An 18,225-nucleotide genomic window follows, 5' to 3' on the forward strand; every position below is an offset into this window, starting at 1 on the left:
GACCAGGCCGAGCGCCTCGACCGAGGCCTCCGCCGGCTCCGGCCCGGGCGCCGCGCCGCGCACCGGCCGGGCCGGAGCCCGGTCGAACTCCGGCTCGGAGCCGGATGCCCATTGCGTGGTGGACTGACGGCCGCGCCGGGAGCGCGATCCCCGGGGCTTCGCGGCCACCGGCTCCGGTTCCTCCGCGACCGCGGCGAACCAGTCCGGCGGCCCGTGGTCGTCGTCCTCCGGGCTGCCGATGCCCACCGTGTCGTACTGCGTCAACGGCTCAGGCCTTGGCCGCCGCCGTCTTCTTCGCCGCGGCCGTCTTGGTGGCGGTCGCGGTGATCGGCTTGGCGGCGCCGTCGGCGGCGGCCTCCGCCCCGCCCTCGGCCGGCTCCTCCAGCTTCGGGCCGATGCCGAGCTTGCCCTTGATCTTTCGCTCGATCTCGTCGGCGAGCTGCGGGTTGTCCCGCAGGAAGTTGCGGGCGTTCTCCTTGCCCTGGCCGAGCTGGTCGCCCTCGTAGGTGTACCAGGCGCCCGACTTGCGGATGAAGCCGTGCTCCACGCCCATGTCGATCAGGCCGCCCTCGCGGCTGATGCCCACGCCGTAGAGGATGTCGAACTCGGCCTGCTTGAACGGCGCGGCGACCTTGTTCTTGACCACCTTGACGCGGGTGCGGTTGCCGACCGCCTCGGTGCCGTCCTTCAGGGTCTCGATCCGGCGGATGTCGAGGCGGACCGAGGCGTAGAACTTCAGCGCCCGGCCACCGGTCGTGGTCTCCGGCGAACCGAACATCACGCCGATCTTCTCGCGCAGCTGGTTGATGAAGATCGCGGTGGTGTTCGACTGGTTCAGCGCACCGGCGATCTTGCGCAGCGCCTGGCTCATCAGCCGGGCCTGGAGACCGACGTGCGAGTCACCCATCTCGCCCTCGATCTCGGCGCGCGGGACGAGCGCCGCGACCGAGTCGATGATCACCAGGTCGATCGCGCCGGAGCGGATCAGCATGTCGGTGATCTCCAGCGCCTGCTCACCGGTGTCCGGCTGGCTGACCAGCAGGGCGTCGGTGTCCACGCCGAGCTTCTTGGCGTACTCCGGGTCGAGCGCGTGCTCCGCGTCGACGAACGCGACCGTGCCGCCGGCCTTCTGGGCGTTGGCGGCCAGGTGCAGGGTCAGGGTGGTCTTACCGGAGGACTCGGGGCCGTAGATCTCGATCACTCGGCCGCGCGGGATGCCGCCGACCCCGAGGGCGACGTCCAGGGCGGTGGACCCGGTGGAGATCACCTCGACCGGCTCGTTGGCCTTCTCGCCGAGGCGCATCACCGAGCCCTTGCCGAACTGCCGCTCGATCTGGGCGAGAGCGGTCTCCAGGGCCTTCTCGCGGTCCGTACCTGCCATGGCTTTTTCCCTCGGGTTCTGTGCTGTGCGCTTCATCGTCCTCGACGCTAGCGCGTCCCACTGACAAACGAGCCCGACCGGGCTCGGCCTGTGGAAAACTCCTCGCCGGAGAGTACAAAGAACATCTGTTCGATTCAAGCGTCGCACGTCCGGGCCACGCCGCCCCCGAGGACACCCCGGGAACGGCGCCCCGCGTCACTCCCCGCGCCTCCCGTCCCCGCCGACCATCCGGCGCAGCCGCCGGGCCGCCTCCCGGCGCAGCTCCCGCCGGACCCGCCGCTGCTCTCCCCGGTCGATCCGCGGATCGGTGGCCACCTCGTACCGCCGCACGTACGTCCCCACGAACCCCTGGAGCGTCGCCGCCGCCGGGATCGCGATCAGCGCGCCCACCGCACCGAGCAGCGCCGCGCCCGCGATCACCGAGCCGAAGGCCACGGCCGGGTGCACGTCCACCGTCCGCGCGGTGATCCGCGGGTGCAGCAGGTAGTTCTCGATCTGCTGGTAGACCACCACGAAGACCAGCACCCAGAGCGCGTCCACCGGCTCCACGGTCAGCGCCACCAGGACCGGCAGCGCCCCCGCCAGATAGGTCCCGATGGTCGGCACGAACTGCGACATGACGCCGACCCAGACCGCCAGCGCCGCCGCGTACGGCAGGTCCAGCAGCTCGAACACCACCCAGTGCCCGATGGCCGACGCCACCGCGAGCAGCGCCCGGGAGTACAGGTAGCCGCCGGTCTTGGCGAGCGCGATCTCCCAGGCCCGCAGCACCTCGCCCTGCTTCGCGGGCGGCAGCAGCGAACAGACCGTCCGTCGCACCCGTGGGCCCTCGGCGGTGAAGTAGAAGGTGAACAGCCCGACGGTGAAGGCCTGGAAGAGCCCGCCGATCACGGTGGACGAGACGCCCCAGACGTTGTCGGCGGCCTGCTGGGCGTAGTTCTCGATGGTGCCGGAGTCCTTGAGCAACCGTTTCTGCAACTCGCCCAGCGAGACGTCCTGGTGGAAGGTCCGGTTGATCCAGCCGATCAGGTTGTCGACCAGGTGCGGCAGGTCACCGGCGATCTTCGCCACCTGGTCGACCAGCAGCGTGCCGAGCGCGGCGAGGAAGCCCACCACCGCGACCCCGACCGCCACGAACACCAGGAAGGTCCCCACCCCCCGGCGCACCCCCCGCGCCGCCATCCGGTCCACGGCCGGCTCCAGCGCCAGCGAGAGGAAGAAGGACACCAGCAGCATCACGAACAGGTCGATCAGCTGCCGGAACGCCCAGTCGGCGAGCTGGAACAGCCCCACCAGCAGCAGGAACAGCACCATCGCCCGCGGCAGCCAGCGCGGCATCCCGCCGCCCCACAGCCCCCCACCCGCCGGAGCGCCGTCCGCCCCCCGCTCCACCCCGTCCGTATTCTTCTGTTCTGCGCTACTTGTCACCCGAACAGTCTGTCCCATGCCGCCCGGGCGCCGGCACTCAGCGCAGCACGCCGGAGACGCCCTGGGTGTCGCAGACCACGCGCCAGACGTCCTTGGCCTCCCAGCCCGCCTCCAGCGCCTGCCGCACCGTCCGCCCGCCCAACTCGCTCATCACGTGGTCGGTCGCGAACGACTCCGCGTACGCCTCCCCGAAGTGCGCGTGCATCCGTCGCCAGAACTCCGTCAGCCTCATGCCCCCAAGTATCCCGGACCGGGCCCACCGGCCCCCGGCCGTCGACACGGACCCGGCCTCGATACCGGGGACCGCCTCCGGGAAGTCCTGGTGGACGGCGAGGCCCGCGCGCCCGCACGAGAACCCACCCCGCCGTCACCGTCAGCCTCACGGCACCCCCGCCCTCCCGAGAGCCCCGCCCCCGAACCCCCACCCCGCCGGTCAACGGGGCACCACCACCAACCCCGCCCCGAAGTACTGCCGCTCCCCGCACCCGAGAGGCCCCGCAGGACACCCCGAAGCCGCCGCCCCCGCCAGCATCCCCGCCAGCCCGTCCGACCCCAGCTCCGGATGCAACGCCGCCGCCACCGCCACCGCCCCGGTCACGTGCGCGGCCGCCATCGAGGTCCCCGCCAGCGCCGCGTACTGCCCTGCCGGCCAGTCGGAGACGATCGCCCCCTGCGGCCCGCCGTCCGGTTCGCCCCCCGGTGCAGCCAGCGAGACCCGCCCGCGCCCGTAGTTGGAGTAGCCGGCCGGGCGCCCGTCCCGGTTGACCGCGGTGACGGTGACCACCCCGGGCAGCTCGCCGGGCAGCCTCACGCACTCGGTGCCCAGGTGACGGACGGGGGCGGGCCCCGAGACCCGGTCGTTGGGGCTCCGCTCGTCTGTCCGCGAGGCGCCGAGGTCCTGCCCGTCGTTGCCCGCCGAGGCGACCACCACCGCGCCCTTCCGCTGCGCGTACCCGGCGGCCCGCCCGACGGCCGCGATCAGCGCGGCCTGGTCCCGGTCCTCGGGACAGTTGTACTTCCACGGGTCGGCGAAGTAGCTGTTGTTGATCGCCTTGGCCCCGTGGTCGGCGGCCCAGAGCATGCCGCAGACGATGTTCTCCGCGTAGTACTGCCCGAGTGGCCCGAGCAGCCGGACGGCGGCGATCCGCACGCCCGGCGCGACCCCGGTGACGCCGTGGCCGTCCCGGGTGGCGCCGACGATCCCGGCGACGTGCGTGCCGTGGCCGCTCTCGGTCACCCCGGCGTCCGGCCGCCAGGCGCCGGTGCGGGCATCGGGCCGGCCGTCCGCACAGGAGGCGGAGGCCTTCGGGTCGACGGCGGCGCGCAGGTCCGGGTGGGTGTCGTCGACCCCGGAGTCCAGGACCGCGACCAGCACCTTGTGCAGCGCCTCGGCGCTCGGCACGACGCCCGCGGACACCACCGACGCGTCTCCCACCCGAGCGGCGGCGCCCGCGAGCATGGCCAGGTTCCAGGCGCCACCCTCCCCCGGATCGGGCACCGTCGCGGTCCCCCCGTCCATCCGGTCACCGCCCCTCCCGCCGCCCGTCCGGCCCCCCGTGGCCGGACCCGCCGTGAAGTACCCCGCGCCCACCACCGTCCGCGGCGGCGCGACCACCGGCGCGGTCCTGGTCGCCCCGACGGCGGCGATCCCGGGCCGGGCCCGCAACCGGTCGGCGAACGGGCCGGTCGCGTACGCCAGCACGGCCCCGATCTGCGGGTACTCCTGGAGCACCTGCCCGCCCGCCGCCCGGCTCTCCGCCCCGGCCCGGGCCGCTCCGGCGGCGTCCTCGTCCTCGGCCAGCACCAGGTAGCTGAGGTAGGCCCGTCCCGGCCCGGACACGTACGGGACGGCGCCACCCCCGACGAGCGCCGTGAGCAGCATCGCGACCAGTGCCCGGGCGGGCCCGCGGACCCGGCGGCGCCGGGCGACGCGGGCGGGCCCGCCCCCCGGGTACGCCTGCGCCATCGCACGGCCTCCGCTCGTCGGTCCGGTGGGTCACGGGGTGGATCGGCTGGGTCTCGGGTGGATCAAGCTTCCGATTCATCACCATATGAGCGGATTGTTATTTCTGCTCCCCAGCTTGCATCCCTCCCCCGGAACCTCCGCCCGCACGTCCCCCGACACCTCCGCTCACCCCCACGTGTCAGTCCCACCCGGCACCATGGGGGCATGGCGCCCCCACAACCGACCCCGCCCGCCGAAGACCCCCTGGCCGGATTCGCCCCGGCCACCCGGGCCTGGTTCACCGGCGCCTTCTCCGCCCCCACCGCCGCCCAGGCCGAGGCCTGGCAGGCCATCCAGCGGGAGACGGACGTCCTGGTGGTCGCCCCCACCGGCTCCGGCAAGACGCTGGCCGCCTTCCTCTCCGCCCTCGACCGGCTCAGCAGCACCCCCGCCCCCGCCGGGCCCAAGCGCCGCTGCCGGGTCCTCTACGTCTCACCGCTCAAGGCCCTCGCGGTGGACGTCGAACGGAACCTGCGCGCCCCGCTGGCCGGCCTGCGCCAGGCCGCCGTCCGGCTCGGCCTGGCGGAGCCCGAGGTCCAGGTCGCCATCCGCTCCGGCGACACCCCGGCCGCCGACCGCCGCCGCTTCGCGACCCACCCGCCGGACATCCTGATCACCACCCCCGAGTCGCTGTTCCTGCTGCTCACCTCCGCCTCCCGGGAGGCCCTGCGCGGCGTGGACACGGTGATCCTGGACGAGGTGCACGCGGTCGCCGGCACCAAGCGCGGTGCCCACCTCGCCCTCAGCCTGGAGCGGCTGGACGAGCTGCTGGACCGCCCGGCCCGCCGGATCGGCCTGTCCGCCACGGTCCGCCCGGTCGAGGAGGTGGCCCGCTTCCTCAGCCCGCAGCGCGGCGCCGCCGTGGTCCAGCCCGCCGCCGCCAAGGACTTCGACCTCTCGGTGGTCGTCCCCGTCCCCGACCTCGACGACCTGCCCGCCGCCCCGGCCACCGGCGGCGCCGCCGGCAGCGACCCGCAGCGGCAGGCGTCGATCTGGCCTCACGTCGAGGAGCGGATCGTCGACCTGGTCGAGGCGCACCGCTCGACCATCGTCTTCGCCAACTCCCGCCGGCTGGCCGAGCGGCTGTGCAACCGGCTGAACGAGATCGCCCACGAGCGCTCCACCGGCACCGCCCTCCCCGAGGCGCACGCCCCGGCCGAGCTGATGGGCGGCTCGGGCACGGCCAAGGGCGCGCCCCAGGTCATCGCCCGGGCCCACCACGGCTCCGTCTCCAAGGAGCAACGCGCGCTCGTCGAGGAGGAGTTGAAGGCCGGCCGGCTGCCCGCCGTGGTCGCCACCTCCAGCCTGGAGCTGGGCATCGACATGGGCGCCGTCGAGCTGGTCGTCCAGGTCGAGTCCCCGCCCTCGGTCGCCTCCGGCCTGCAACGGGTCGGCCGGGCCGGCCACCAGGTCGGCGCCGTCTCCACCGGCGTCTTCTTCCCCAAGTACCGGGGCGACCTGGTGCAGTCCGCCGTGGTCACCGAGCGGATGCGGGCCGGCCGGATCGAGGCGCTGCGCATCCCGCGCAACCCGCTGGACGTGCTCGCCCAGCAACTGGTCGCGATGACGGCCCTGGACGCCTGGCCGGTGGACGAGCTGCTCGCCGTGGTCCGCCGCGCCGCGCCCTTCGCGACCCTCCCGCAGTCCGCCTTCGACGCCGTGCTCGACATGCTGGCCGGCCGCTACCCCTCGGACGCCTTCGCCGAGTTGCGCCCCCGCCTGGTGTGGGACCGGGTGGCCGGCACGGTGACCGGCCGCCCCGGCGCCCAGCGACTGGCCGTCACCTCCGGCGGCACCATCCCCGACCGCGGCCTGTTCGGCGTCTTCATCGCCGGCACCACCGCGTCCGACGCAGGGACGAACAAGAAGGGCGGCGGCCGCGTCGGAGAGCTCGACGAGGAGATGGTCTACGAGTCCCGCGTCGGCGACGTCTTCACCCTCGGCACCACCTCCTGGCGGATCGAGGAGATCACCCACGACAAGGTGCTGGTCACCCCCGCCCCCGGCGTCCCCGGCCGGCTCCCGTTCTGGAAGGGCGACACCCTCGGCCGCCCGCTCGAACTCGGCCGCGCCCTCGGCGCGTTCACCCGCGAGCTGGGCGGCATGCGGCCCGAGGCCGCCACCGATCGCCTCAAGCAGGCCGGCCTGGACGACTGGGCGGCCGCCAACCTGCTGGACTACCTGGCCGAGCAGCGCGCCGCCTGCGGCCACCTCCCGGACGACCGCACCATCGTGGTCGAGCGCTTCCGGGACGAGCTCGGCGACTGGCGGATCGTCATCCACTCCCCGTTCGGCGCCCAGGTGCACGCCCCCTGGGCGCTCGCCCTCGGTGCCCGGCTGCGCGAGAAGCACGGCCTGGACCCGCAGGTCATGCACGCCGACGACGGCATCGTGCTCCGCCTGCCCGACGCCGACCTGTTCGGCCTCGACTTCGATCTCGGCAGCCCGTCGGAGCAGTCGAGCCCGGACGAAGCCCCCGTCGGCGCCGACGCCGCCCTGTTCGACCCCGGCGAGATCGAGCAGCTGGTCACCGACCAGGTCGGCGGCTCCGCCCTGTTCGCCTCCCGCTTCCGCGAGTGCGCCGGCCGCGCCCTGCTGCTCCCCCGCCGCAACCCCGGCCGCCGCACCCCGCTCTGGCAGCAGCGCCGGCGCGCCGCCCAACTCCTCGAAGTCGCCTCCGAGTACGGCTCGTTCCCGATCGTCCTGGAGGCCGTCCGGGAGTGCCTGCAGGACGTCTTCGACGTCCCCGGCCTGGTCGAGCTGATGGGCGATCTGGAGTCCCGCGCCGTCCGCCTGGTCGAGGTCACCACCCCCGAGCCCTCGCCGTTCGCCCGCTCACTGCTGTTCGGCTACGTCGCCCAGTTCCTCTACGAGGGCGACTCCCCGCTCGCCGAGCGCCGCGCCGCCGCCCTCTCGCTCGACTCCCGGCTGCTGTCCGAACTCCTCGGCCAGGCCGAGCTGAGCGAATTGCTCGACCCCCAGGTGCTCACCGAGCTGGAGGCCGAACTCCAGCGCCTCACCCCCGAGCGCCGGATCAAGGACGCCGAGGGCGTCGCCGACGCCCTGCGCCTGCTCGGCCCGCTCACCGAGGCCGAGTTGACCCTCCGCGGGGCCGAGCCGCTCTGGGCCCTGGAGCTGGAGGCGGCCCGCCGGGTGATCCAGGTCCGGATCGCGGGCGAGCAGCGCTGGGCCGCGATCGAGGACGCCGGACGGCTGCGCGACGCGCTGGGCACGCCCCTGCCGGTCGGCGTCCCGGAGGCCTTCACCGAGCCGGTCAAGGACCCGCTGGGCGATCTGATCGCCCGCCACGCCCGCACCCACGGCCCGTTCACCGCCGCCGAGGCCGCCGACCGCTACGGCCTGGGCACCGCCGTGGTCACCGGCACCCTGCACCGCCTGACCGCCGCAGGCCGCCTGGTCCAGGGCCAGTACCTCCCACCCGCCGCCCGCCACCGCCCTTCACCGGAAGCGCTTCGCGCTGCCCCTCCCGGGCACACCGCCCCCGAGTGGTGCGACGCCGAGGTGCTGCGCCGGCTGCGCCGCCGCTCGCTGGCCGCCCTGCGCCAGGAGGTCGAGCCGGTCCCGCCGCGCGCCCTGGCCGCCTTCCTGCCTCAGTGGCAGCACCTGGCCGGCCACCGACTGCGCGGCCCGGACGGCCTGCTGCGGGTGATCGAGCAGCTCCAGGGCACCGCCCTGCCCGCCTCCGCGCTGGAGAAGCTGATCCTCCCGGCCCGGCTCGCCGACTACTCGCCCGGGCTGCTGGACGAGCTGATGGCGGCCGGCGAGGTCGGCTGGTGCGGGGCCGGCGCCCTGCCCGGCAAGGACGGCTGGCTCAGCCTCCACCTGACCGAGAACGCCCACCTGCTGCGCCCCGAGCCCGTGCCGCCCGCGCTCACCCCGGTGCACAGCGCCCTGATGTCCGCGCTGGCCGGCGGCTACGGCCTGTTCTTCCGCCAACTCGTCCAGCAGCTCCCGCCGGAGACCGCAGAGCCGGAGATCGTCGAGGCGCTCTGGGACCTGGTCTGGGCCGGTTACGTCACCAACGACACCCTCGCCCCGCTGCGCGCCCTGCTCGGCTCCGGCCGGACGGCGGGCGCCACCGCCCACCGCGCTCCCCGGTCCACCCCGCGCGGCCGCTACGGCGGTGCCGGCCGCGCCTTCGGCCGGGTCGGCGGCGCCCTGCGCAGCGGCCCACCGACGGTGGCCGGGCGCTGGTCGCTGCTGCCCGCCTTCGCCGCCGACCCGACGGTCCGGGCCACCGCCCAGGCGCAGAGCCTGCTGGACCGGCACGGCCTGCTCACCCGGGGCACGGTGGCGGCCGAGCGGGTGCCCGGCGGCTTCGCCGGGGTCTACCGGGTGCTCGCCGCGATGGAGGAGCGCGGCCGGGCCCGCCGGGGCTACTTCGTCGAGGGCCTGGGTGGCGCCCAGTTCGCCATGGAGGGCGCGGCCGACCGGCTGCGCTCGGTGAACGGCCGGCTGGAGCGGGCCCGGGCCGCCGAGTGGCCTGCCGCCCCGTCCGGCGAGCCGCCGCAGACGCTGGTGCTGGCCGCTGCGGATCCGGCCAACGCGTACGGCGCGGCACTGCCCTGGCCCGAACCGCCCACCGCCCCCGGCGGCAGGGAGTCCACCGCCCACCGGCCGGGCCGCAAGGCGGGCGCCCTGGTGGTCCTGGTGGACGGCGAGCTGACGCTGTACGTCGAACGCGGCGGCAAGTCCCTGCTGGCCTGGCCGGAGGACGAGGCCACCCGGGCGCTGGCGGCCGGTGCGCTCGCGGCCGCCGTCCGGGAGGGCGCGCTCGGCAGCGTCACGGTCGAGCGGGCCAACGGCGAGCCCGCGCTCGGCTCGGCCCTCGGCCGCGCCCTGGAGGAGGCCGGTTTCCACGCCACCCCGCGCGGCCTGCGCCTGCGCCCGTGAACCGCTGAACCGTGCGCCGCTGAACCGGACGCGGGAACCGGCGGACAGCGGCGGGAGAAGGCCGGAGGCCGCGGGGTCGAGAACCCCGCGGCCTCCGGTCGCGTCGAATCACCCGATCGGCGGCGGCTGCGCCTCCACCGGTCCCGCCGGCTCCGGGCCCGGGCGCCGGGCCGGTCCGGTCGCGTTCCAGTCGGCGTGGACCGGAATGAGACCGAGCCCCCAGCCGCCGGCCACGAGCAGCCCCAGCGCCCCACCGTCGGCCGACTGGCCCCGGGCCACCAGGAGCCACCAGGCGAGCCCGGCCACGAAGACTGCCAACGCCCACCGCACGGGCTGCCGCACCCGGAGGAACGGCCGCGCCCGGGCCCGTATTCGGACCATCGGGCGCGTCTGCGCGTCTGTTCGCACGACCGCCTTCCCTTCGCTCGCTCCGGGCAGGGGTGCCCGGGAGTCGAGGCCGGGATCAGGCGGCGACCACGTCCATCGCGGCGGCCTTGGGCGACATGGTCGCCCGGTCGGTGCCGGGGGCGGGCAGCGGAACCGGTTCGAGTACCGGCCTCAGCAGATCACCTTCGGAGAGGGTGGCCATCGCCGCAAGTTCGGCGAGCGACAGTTCGTCGCTGACCTCGCGCATGACCTCGGACATCCGGACGTCGAGTGCGTCGCAGATGGCGGAGAGCAGCTCCGAGGAGGCCTCCTTCTGTCCCCGCTCGACCTCGGAGAGGTACCCGAGCGAAACCCTGGCGGCCGCCGACACCTCGCGGAGTGTGCGGCCCTGGCGCTGGCGCTGCCGACGCAGTACATCGCCCAGTAGGCGACGGAGCAGGATCATCGGTGCCTCCCTCCTCGGACTGCGGATCGAGATGTCACGTCCCCACCGTACCGCCTTGCCCGCTTCGCGTGCGGGGACCCTGGTCGTGTTCACTCTGGGCTGCAAGGCCGTCCCCCTCCTTGTTCCGGTGTCAGACCCGGGTTCGCGGGCCCCTCGTGGTACCCGTTGCGGCCCACCCGGCCACCGTCACGCAACTCGTTCGCCACCTGGTTTCTGCCCAACCAGGGTGTTGGATGTAACACGATCCTCCAGCTGTCCCATACCCGCGCTCCGGATCGGCAGATCTCGGTTCGGTGGAGTTCCCTCCCGGCGGGCCCCTACCGTGCGAACCGACCGACGAGCAGCTCCAGCGCCGCGGTCACCGCCCCGTGACGGATTGTGGCACGACCGCCCGACAGCAGGGGCGAACTGACCAGAGTTCCCCCCGGGCCTGCGACCGCCAGGTGTACCGTGCCCACCGGCTGCCCGTCCTGCGGGTCCGGCCCGGCCACCCCGGTCGTCGCGAGCCCGTACGTGGCCCCCAGCAGCCCGCGCACGCCCTCGGCCATCTGCCGGGCCACCACCGGGTGGACCGGGCCGTACACGTCCAGCAGACCCTCGTCCACCCCGAGCACCGAAGCCTTCAGCTCGGTCGCGTACGCGGTGACCGAGCCACGGAAGGTCACGGACGCCCCGGGGACGTCCACCAGCGCGGCGGCCAGCAGGCCCCCGGTCAGCGACTCGGCGACGGCCAGCGTGCCGCCCTCGGCCCGCAGCGCGGCGTGCGCCCGCTCGGCCAGCTCGTAGTCCCGCTCCGCCACCCGGTTCCCCCGTCGCTCAGTGGCCCGCGCGCGCCGCGGCCTGTCCCTCGCGGCGCAGTCGCAGCGCCTGTCCGATGTAGTCCAGCGCGGTGCCGACGGTCAGCAGCACCGCCAGCCCCATCAGCACGGCCCGCCCGGTGGCCAGCCAGCCGGTCAGGTCCAGTACGTACATGCCGACCGCGGTGCCCTGGGTCAGCGTCTTGAGCTTGCCGCCGCGGCTGGCCGGGATGACCCCGTAGCGGATCACCCAGAACCGCATCAGCGTGATGCCGAGCTCGCGGGCCAGGATCACCACGGTGACCCACCAGGGCAGGTCGCCGAGCAGCGAGAGGCCGGTCAGCGCCGAGCCCATGATCGCCTTGTCGGCGATCGGGTCGGCGATCTTCCCGAAGTCGGTGACCAGGCCCTTGCGCCGGGCCAGCTCACCGTCGAACAGGTCGGTGATCATCGCGATCGCGAACGCGGCCCAGGCGACCGAACGCCACTTGGGGTTGTGCCCGCCGTCGGCGAACAGCAGCGCCACGAAGACCGGCACCAGCAGCACCCGGACCATCGTGAGCACGTTGGCGATGTTCCAGACCCCCGGCGTGGGCGGCACCGCGGCCACCGGTCTGCCCGGGTGGGCCGCGGCCGGGGCGCCTGGCCCCTTGGTCATTCCCCGGCTCCCGAGAACTTCGGCAGTCGCACCTGCTCCAGCGCCTCGGCGATCAGGTCGACGCCCTCACTGGCGACCACCTTGGCCCGCCAGAACTGGCCGACCTCGGGGGCCTCGACACCGTTGAGGGTGGTCAGGCCGTCGGTCTCCGGGGCCTGGTGGGCGGAGCGGCCCTCGACCACGCCGTCCTCGATCGACTCGATCAGCACCTCGACCTCGGTGCCGATCCGCTGCTCGGCCCGCTGGGCGGTCATCTCCTCGGCCAGCCGGCTCAGCCGGTCCAGCCGGTCGGCGACCACGTCCTCGGCGAGCTTGCCGTCGTAGGTCGCGGCCTCGGTGCCGTCCTCGTCCGAGTAGCCGAAGACGCCGATCGCGTCCAGCCCGGCGTGCGTGACGAACCGCTCCAGCTCGGCGAAGTCCTCCTCGGTCTCACCGGGGAAGCCGACGATGAAGTTGGACCGGGCGCCGGCCTGCGGGGCCTTGCCGCGGATGGTCCCCAGCAGTTCCAGGAACTGGTCGGTGGAGCCGAAGCGGCGCATCCGTCGCAGCACGGCGGGCGCCGAGTGCTGGAAGGACAGGTCGAAGTACGGCACCACGTCGGCGGTCCCGGTCATCGAGTCGATCAGGCCGGGGCGCATCTCGGCCGGCTGGAGGTAGGAGACCCGGACCCGCTCGACGCCCTCGATCGCGGCGATCTCGCCGAGCAGCGTCTCCAGCAGGCGGATGTCGCCGAGGTCCTTGCCGTACGAGGTGTTGTTCTCGCTCACCAGGACGATCTCGCGCACGCCCTGCCCGGCCAGCCACTGGGCCTCGTGCAGCACGTCGGAGGGGCGGCGGGAGATGAAGGAGCCGCGGAAGGCCGGGATGGCGCAGAAGGAGCAGCGCCGGTCACAGCCGGAGGCAAGCTTGACCGAGGCGACCGGGCTGTCGTCCAGCCGCTTGCGCAGGGTGCGCGGGCCGGAGGCCGGGGCGAGGCCGTCGGGCAGGTCGGCGATCGGCTCGGCGGCGGCCTCGGCACCGTGGCCGGGCAGGGCGACGGCCTCGGCGGCGGTCTGCCGCTCGGCCGGGCTGATCGGCAGCAGCTTGCGGCGGTCGCGCGGGATGTGCGGGGCGTGGTGGCCGCCGGAGAGGATGGTCTGGAGGCGGTCGGAGATGTCCGCGTAGTCGTCGAAGCCGAGCACGCCGTCCGCCTCGGGGAGGGCGTCGGCGAGCTCCTTGCCGTACCGCTCGGCCATGCAGCCGACCGCGACGACGGCCTGGGTGCGGCCGTGCCCCTTGAGGTCGTTGGCCTCCAGCAGGGCGTCCACCGAGTCCTTCTTGGCGGCCTCGACGAAGCCGCAGGTGTTGACCACGGCGACGTCCGCCTCGGCGGCGTCGTCGACGAGCAACCAGCCGTCGGCTTCCAGTCGCCCGGCGAGTTCCTCGGAGTCCACCTCGTTGCGGGCGCATCCGAGCGTGACAAGGGCGACAGTACGGCGTTCAGGCATAGGCCCAAGATTAACGCGCGGGCTCCGGTGCCGTTCGCCCCGGAGGCCGCGAGCCTCGGATCAGCTGATCATCAGCGGGCCCTCCGGCCCCTGTGGTCAGCCCGCCTGCGGGTCTCCGGGGGTGTACGTGACGTGCACCACCTGGCCGTCCTTGCCGAGGAGACCGAGGTCCTTCCCGTTGACGTACGCGTGCACGGCCCCGCCGTTGCCCAGCACCAGCTTGATCTGCTTGGGATCGGTGAAGGTCTGGTCCTGGCCGTTGCCGATGTTGTTCTGGAACAGCGACTTGCCGGTGCCGTCCGTCGCCGAGACCCAGCTGGTGCCCTCGGCGACCAGCTTCACGGTGACCTTGTCGGCCGGGACGGCGGCGATCGCGGCGGCGCTCGGCACGGGCGCCGGCGGCTGGACGCTGGGAGTCTCCACCGGGGCCACCGAGCCGGTCCCGGCGCCGCTGGGCAGCGGCGAGCTGGCCGAGCCGGTGGTGCCGTGCCAGCCCTTGCCGCCGACCAGGTTGAAGCCGATCAGCAGGACCACGGCGACGATCGCGGCGACCATGGCGGCCGCCCAGTTCGGCCGGCCGCGGCGGGGCACCCTGATCGGGCCGCTGTCGATCAGCTGGGTCGCCGGGCGCTTGGCGGCGGGCGAGCCGCCGTGCGCGGCGTCGTACCGGGCGACCAGCGCCTCGCCGTCCAGGCCGACCACCCGGGCGATCAGGCGGATGTGCCCGCGGGCGTAGAAATCGCCGCCGCAGCGGGCGAAGTCGTCCTCCTCGATGGCATGGACGATCGGCACCCGCACCCGGGTGGCGGTGCTCACCTGGTCCACCGTGAGTCCCGCGTCGATCCGGGCGGTGGACAGCACCCGGCCGATGCTCGGGGCATCGGCCGCGTGCACCACGTCGTCGGTCGGCTCGACGGACGCGTGGGCGTTCTCACGGTCGAAGGACTTGCCGATGGTCACTGGACGCGCCTTTCGAGCGGATGGCCACCTGCTGGAGAACAGTCTAGGGGCGTGGGCGGATCGTTTCTCAAGCGGAACGGGTCCGACACCCCGCCGACGATCCGTCAGCGGAGCCGCGCGGGGGAGCCCGGGGTTCGCTTTCCGCCGTGTGACGCGGCGTACGGACGTTCGGTTCCCGCACGACGCCTCCCCTCCTCCGAACGAGTGACACCTCGCCCAGGACACGGTCCGGGCCCCGCGGGACCCGGACCGTCAGCCCCGAAGGGTGATCAGCACCCCGTCCAGCTCGTCCGGCTTCACCAGCACGTCGCGGGCCTTGGAGCCCTCGCTCGGGCCGACGATCCCACGCGACTCCATCAGGTCCATCAGCCGGCCCGCCTTGGCGAAACCGACCCGGAGCTTGCGCTGGAGCATCGAGGTCGAGCCGAACTGGGTGGAGACCACCAGCTCGGCCGCCTGGATCAGCAGGTCCAGGTCGTCGCCGATCTCCTCGTCGATCTCCTTCTTCGGCCCTGCCCCGGCCATCACGTCGTCCCGGTAGACGGCGGTCAGCTGGTCCTTGCAGTGCTGCACCACCCTGGCGATCTCCGCCTCGGTGACGAACGCGCCCTGCATGCGGACCGGCTTGCTCGCGCCCATCGGCAGGAAGAGCGCGTCGCCCTTGCCGATCAGCTTCTCCGCGCCGGGCTGGTCCAGGATGACCCGGGAGTCGGCCATCGCGGAGGTTGCGAAGGCCAGCCGGGACGGTACGTTGGCCTTGATCAGGCCGGTGACCACGTCCACCGAGGGCCGCTGGGTGGCGAGCACCAGGTGGATGCCGGCCGCGCGGGCCAGCTGGGTGATCCGGACCACCGAGTCCTCGACGTCGCGCGGCGCGACCATCATCAGGTCGGCCAGCTCGTCGACGATCACCAGCAGGTACGGGTACGGCTTCAGCTCGCGCTCGCTGCCCAGTGGCGGGGTGACCTTGCCGGCCCGCACCGCCGCGTTGAAGTCGTCCACGTGCCGGAAGCCGAACGCCGCGAGGTCGTCGTAGCGCATGTCCATCTCGCGCACCACCCACTGGAGGGCCTCGGCGGCCTTCTTGGGGTTGGTGATGATCGGCGTGATCAGGTGCGGGATGCCCTCGTACGCGGTCAGCTCGACCCGCTTGGGGTCGACCAGCACCATCCGCACCTCGTCCGGGGTGGCCCGGGCGAGGATCGAGGTGATCAGGCAGTTGATGCAGGACGACTTTCCCGCGCCGGTCGCGCCGGCCACCAGGATGTGCGGCATCTTGGCGAGGTTGGCCATCACGGTGTGGCCCTCGACGTCCTTGCCCATGCCGACGACCATCGGGTGCGAGTCCTCGGCGGCCGTGCGCGAGCGCAGCAGGTCGCCGAGGTTGACCATCTCGCGGTCCCGGTTGGGGATCTCGATGCCGACCGCGGACTTGCCCGGGATCGGGCTGATGATCCGCACGTCCGGGCTGGCCACCGCGTACGCGATGTTCTTGGCGAGCGCGGTGATCCGCTCCACCTTGACGGCCGGGCCGAGCTCGACCTCGTAGCGGGTGACCGTCGGGCCCCGGGTGAAGCCGGTGACCTTGGCGTCCACCTTGAACTCGGCGAAGGTGCCGGTGAGCTGGGCGACCACCTCGTCGTTGAGGGCACTGCGGGCCTTGGCCGGGCCGCCGCGCTCCAGCAGGTCGAGCGAGGGCAGCGCGTAGGTGACGCCCTCGCCGAACTGGAGCTGCTCCATCCGCACCGGCGCCGCGCCGTGCTCCTCGGGCGCGCCCGGGCCACCGCTGCGGGCGGCCGGGACGGCGGGCTCCTCCGGCGGGGCGGTGCGGTCCTGCACCTGGTGCATCATGTCCGCCACCGCGGAGGAGGCGGGCACGCCGTAGACCAGCGCGCCGTCCAGGTCGGCGGCCGCGCCGGCGGCGAGGTCGCGGGTGGCGTACGGGTCCAGCGGCTCCTTGTCCAGGGAGATCCGCCCGGCGTCCTCCGGCTCCTCGGTCTGCTTGCGCCGGCGGCGGCGCCGACGGGCGGCCACCTCGTCCGAGGGGTCGTCACTGTCGGCGTCCACGGTGAACGGCAGCGCGTCGGGGTCGGCGTCCTCCGGCGGGTCGGTGGACAGCTCGCGCTCCGGCGTGCGCCCCCAGTGCTGCTCGTCCTCCGGCCCGGGCTCGACCACCCCGAGCCGTATGCCGATCCACCGCACCCGATCGCCGATCCGGTTGATCGGAGTGGCGGTGACCACCAACAGGCCGAAGAAGGTCAGGAGCAGGAGCAGCGGCACGGCGAGCGCCGGGCCGGCGGCGGCCATCATCGGGGTGGACACGGCCCAGCCGATGATCCCGCCGGCCGCCCGTATCCGGGAGGCGCCGCTGCCCATCATGGGCGCGCCGCAGCCGATGTGGACCAGGCCGAGGACGCCGACCAGCAGTGCGCTCAGCCCGATCACGATCCGGCCGTTGGCCTCCGGCAGCTCCGGGTGGCGCCAGAGCCGGATCGCGATCCCGGCCAGCAGGAAGGGCATCAGCACGTCGAGCCGGCCGAACAGCCCGGACACCACGGCGGTGGCCGCCTCGGTCAGCCAGCCGGCGGAGCTGAACCAGGTGCCGGCGGCGACCATCAGCGCGAGCCCGAACAACAGCAGGCCCACCCCGTCCTTGCGATGGTCAGGGTGGAGGTTCCTGGCACCCCGGAAGATCGCGGCGATCGGGCTCGCCAGGGCGTTGAGCGCGCCCATCAGCACCGACCTGGACGGTTTCGGCGGGGGCGGGGCCGGCTTGGCCGCCGTCTTCTTCGCGGGAGCCGCCTTCTTCGCCGCCGCCTTCTTCGCGGGCGGCTTGCCCGGGGCCTTCGCCGCGGCCTTCTTGGACGGTCCCGGACTCGTCTTACGTGCTGCGTTCCCGGGCGTGCGAGTGGCCATGGGTCAGCAGCCTACCGGGGCGGGCGACCACTGCACACGTGCCCGAGCCCGGGTGCCCGGACGTGTCGCAGACACCCCGTCACCCTGACCGGGTTTCACCCGTTCGCACCCACCGGACCACCCGTACGGGTGAACCGTCGGCAGGGGGTCAGGAACTGCCCGGGCGCATCGCGTCCAGCGCCCGGCGCAGCCCCACGAGCTTGCGCTCCAGGTGCGCGGCGGTGGCGGCCACCCCGGCGTCCTCGACCCCGTCCAGCTGCTTTCCGAGCGCCTCCGCCTGCTCCTCGACCGCCGCCAGCCGCGCGGACAGCTCGCCCAGCAGCACCCCGCCGAGGGCCTGTTCGCCGCCGCCCTCCTCCAGTTGCAGGCGCAGCAGCGCCGCCTGCTCCTTCAGCTGGCAGTTCTTCGCGTAGAGGTCGACGAAGACGGAGACCTTGGCGCGCAGCACCCACGGGTCGAAGGGCTTGGAGATGTAGTCCACCGCGCCGGCCGCGTAGCCGCGGAAGGTGTGGTGCGGGCCGTGGTTGATCGCGGTCAGGAAGATGATCGGGATGTCCCGGGTGCGCTCGCGGCGCTTGATGTGGGCGGCGGTCTCGAAGCCGTCCATCCCCGGCATCTGGACGTCCAGCAGGATCACCGCGAAGTCGTCGGTGAGCAGCGCCTTGAGCGCCTCCTCGCCGGAGGCCGCGCGCACCAGCGTCTGGTCCAGGGCCGAGAGGATCGCCTCCAGCGCCAGCAGGTTCTCCGGTCGGTCGTCGACCAGGAGGATCTTGGCCTTCTGCATCAGGGCTCGCCCTCCTGTCGCCTGCCTGCCGCCCGGTGCAGGCACCCGCGTACTGCCCACCGC

The 18,225-nt window shown here is 73.8% G+C and carries 13 protein-coding genes; 1 reads left to right on the plus strand and 12 read right to left on the minus strand.

Annotation, left to right across the window (positions count from 1 at the left end):
* Positions 1-268 precede the first annotated feature (268 nt).
* The 4 genes from recA to AB0O11_RS29870 form a co-directional block, all read right to left on the minus strand.
* Positions 269-1,381: a recombinase RecA gene (recA, locus tag AB0O11_RS29855; RefSeq protein WP_224284746.1), complete on the minus strand. Its 1,113-nt coding sequence runs from the start codon at positions 1,379-1,381 to the stop codon at positions 269-271.
* A gap of 195 nt (positions 1,382-1,576) precedes the next feature.
* Positions 1,577-2,719 carry an AI-2E family transporter gene (locus AB0O11_RS29860; RefSeq protein ID WP_363393198.1) on the minus strand — a complete coding sequence of 381 codons (1,143 nt, stop codon included), beginning with the start codon at positions 2,717-2,719 and terminating at the stop codon, positions 1,577-1,579.
* Positions 2,720-2,846: 127 nt separating this feature from the next.
* Positions 2,847-3,041 carry a DUF3046 domain-containing protein gene (locus tag AB0O11_RS29865; RefSeq protein WP_363393158.1) on the minus strand — a complete coding sequence of 65 codons (195 nt, stop codon included), beginning with the start codon at positions 3,039-3,041 and terminating at the stop codon, positions 2,847-2,849.
* A gap of 201 nt (positions 3,042-3,242) precedes the next feature.
* Complete coding sequence (locus AB0O11_RS29870; protein WP_363393161.1) at positions 3,243-4,775, minus strand: S8 family serine peptidase; 1,533 nt, start codon at positions 4,773-4,775, stop codon at positions 3,243-3,245.
* 204 nt (positions 4,776-4,979) lie between these two features.
* Here AB0O11_RS29870 and AB0O11_RS29875 point away from each other — a divergent pair, with 204 nt between their 5' ends.
* Positions 4,980-9,728 (plus strand): ATP-dependent helicase, encoded by a 4,749-nt coding sequence (locus AB0O11_RS29875; protein WP_363393164.1) that lies wholly within the window; start codon positions 4,980-4,982, stop codon positions 9,726-9,728.
* Between the two features lie 108 nt (positions 9,729-9,836).
* Here the strand turns inward: AB0O11_RS29875 and AB0O11_RS29880 are convergent, their stop codons facing one another.
* The 8 genes from AB0O11_RS29880 to AB0O11_RS29915 form a co-directional block, all read right to left on the minus strand.
* Complete coding sequence (locus tag AB0O11_RS29880) at positions 9,837-10,046, minus strand: hypothetical protein (RefSeq protein WP_363393167.1); 210 nt, start codon at positions 10,044-10,046, stop codon at positions 9,837-9,839.
* Between the two features lie 145 nt (positions 10,047-10,191).
* The gene (locus AB0O11_RS29885) at positions 10,192-10,560 is read right to left on the minus strand and encodes a helix-turn-helix transcriptional regulator (protein ID WP_045698408.1); all 369 of its coding nucleotides are present in this window, start codon (positions 10,558-10,560) and stop codon (positions 10,192-10,194) included.
* A 317-nt stretch (positions 10,561-10,877) separates the two neighbouring features.
* Entirely contained in the window at positions 10,878-11,360 is a 483-nt protein-coding gene (locus tag AB0O11_RS29890; protein ID WP_363393170.1) for a CinA family protein, read from the minus strand.
* A gap of 16 nt (positions 11,361-11,376) precedes the next feature.
* Positions 11,377-12,015, minus strand: coding sequence for a CDP-diacylglycerol--glycerol-3-phosphate 3-phosphatidyltransferase (gene pgsA, locus AB0O11_RS29895; protein ID WP_363393173.1), 639 nt, complete (start codon positions 12,013-12,015; stop codon positions 11,377-11,379).
* Positions 12,012-13,502: a 30S ribosomal protein S12 methylthiotransferase RimO gene (rimO, locus tag AB0O11_RS29900; RefSeq protein WP_363393176.1), complete on the minus strand. Its 1,491-nt coding sequence runs from the start codon at positions 13,500-13,502 to the stop codon at positions 12,012-12,014. The genes pgsA and rimO overlap by 4 nt, the downstream gene beginning before the upstream one ends.
* A gap of 96 nt (positions 13,503-13,598) precedes the next feature.
* Positions 13,599-14,462, minus strand: coding sequence for a RodZ domain-containing protein (locus tag AB0O11_RS29905; protein WP_363393179.1), 864 nt, complete (start codon positions 14,460-14,462; stop codon positions 13,599-13,601).
* Between the two features lie 252 nt (positions 14,463-14,714).
* Positions 14,715-17,378, minus strand: a complete 2,664-nt coding sequence (locus AB0O11_RS29910) for a DNA translocase FtsK (RefSeq protein ID WP_363393182.1) — start codon at positions 17,376-17,378, stop codon at positions 14,715-14,717.
* A gap of 148 nt (positions 17,379-17,526) precedes the next feature.
* Positions 17,527-18,165 carry a response regulator gene (locus AB0O11_RS29915; RefSeq protein WP_363393201.1) on the minus strand — a complete coding sequence of 213 codons (639 nt, stop codon included), beginning with the start codon at positions 18,163-18,165 and terminating at the stop codon, positions 17,527-17,529.
* Positions 18,166-18,225 lie beyond the last annotated feature (60 nt).

It is taken from the genome of Kitasatospora sp. NPDC093102, from assembly GCF_040683915.1.
GTDB lineage: Bacteria > Actinomycetota > Actinomycetes > Streptomycetales > Streptomycetaceae > Kitasatospora.